Source organism: Mesorhizobium sp. M7A.F.Ca.MR.362.00.0.0, assembly GCF_004023175.1.
Classification (GTDB): domain Bacteria; phylum Pseudomonadota; class Alphaproteobacteria; order Rhizobiales; family Rhizobiaceae; genus Mesorhizobium.
Map to the genome: position 1 here is coordinate 1 of NZ_RZTF01000746.1, position 1,344 is coordinate 1,344.

General features: G+C 65.5%; 2 protein-coding genes. Both read right to left on the bottom strand.

All coding sequences use genetic code 11. The annotated features are described in order from the left end of the window. Positions 1-133: 133 nt before the first annotated feature. Positions 134-376, bottom strand: a complete 243-nt coding sequence (locus tag EOC06_RS37350) for a hypothetical protein (RefSeq protein ID WP_128289849.1) — start codon at positions 374-376, stop codon at positions 134-136. A gap of 130 nt (positions 377-506) precedes the next feature. Continuing rightward, on the bottom strand, positions 507-1,344 hold an 838-nt coding region (locus tag EOC06_RS37355), incomplete at its 5' end, for an ABC transporter permease (protein ID WP_164899001.1).

Here is a 1,344-nt window from a genome sequence, read left to right on the forward strand (position 1 = left end):
TCTCAGCCTTCGTCGCCACCGAGACCGAGCCGGAGATCGAGGGACCGGTGATCATCCGCCATGCCGCCGACCTGCCGGTCGGGCTGTCACCGCACATGAAGCCGCTGATCGAGTGGCATTTCGCAAACGGGAATTAAGGGCGCGTCTTATTCTGTGCCGCGTTGCGATCGTTGCGTGCGGCGACGAGGAACAGGATAAAGCCGATGCCGAGCAAGCCGCCCATCGCCATTCCCATGGTCTGGCCGACGACTGCCTGGAAGTCAGCGGTGACGCGATCGGGATTGGCCATGCCGAAGCGGGCGAGATACCACCAGATGCCTGCAAGACCTGCCTCGATGATCACCATCGCCAGGACCAGTCGCGCCTTCTTGCTCATCCGCCATTCCTCCGCCCAAGGTGAATTGCCCTACCATCGCGAACCTCGCAATGACAGTGCCGGCGCGGGACGAACAAGCAAAGGTTGTGCAAATCCGGACAGAGTGCCGGATGCGACCGAGGCCGCCATCCTACTCGTGCCGCAGCGCGTCGATCGGGTCGAGCCTGGCGCCGCGCAGCGCAGGGAAGAAGCCGAACACCATGCCGATCAGGGCGGAAAAGCCGACGGCGAGCAGGATCACCGCCGGGCTCGGCGCGAACGGGATGGTCAGCGTCACCGCGGCGAGGCCGGCCAGCGCCAGCCCGATCAGGATGCCGATAATGCCGCCGAGCAGCGACAGCACCGTGGCCTCGACCAGGAACTGGATGAGGATGTGCTTTTCATGCGCGCCGATGGCCAGCCTGATGCCGATCTCGCGGGTGCGTTCGGTGACCGACACCAGCATGATGTTCATGATGCCGATGCCGCCGACCAAAAGGCTGACGCCGGCCACCGCGCCCAGCATGCCGGTCATGGTGGTTGTGGCGCTGGCCATGGCGTCGGCGATCTGGGTCATGTCGCGGATGGCGAAATCGCTCTCGCGGTCGGGCGTGATGCGGCGCGCGTCTCGCAAGATGTCCTCGACGCGCGGCTGCAACTCGCTGGTCGGCGTGCGGTCGTCGGCGGCGATGTAGATGTTGTCGATGTCGCGGTTGCCGGCGATGCGGCGCTGATAGGCATGCAGCGGCATCAGCACGACATTGTCCTGGTCCTGGCCGAAGCCGGTATAGCCCTTGGGCTCGAGCAGGCCGATGATCTTGCAGGAGGTGCGGTTGACGCGGATGATCTCGCCCTCGGGATCGCCGGCGCCGAAGAACTGCTGGCGCACGGTCTCGCCGATCAGGCACACGCCTGTGCCCGAGCGGGTTTCGGAATCGCTGAACGGGCGGCCCGACACCAGCTTCCAGTCGCGCGCATCGAGATAGGCG

Excerpts from the sequence above, each read along its gene's own strand:
- EOC06_RS37350 (WP_128289849.1), bottom strand. The coding sequence starts at position 376 with ATGAGCAAGAAGGCGCGACTGGTCCTGGCGATGGTGATCATCGAGGCA.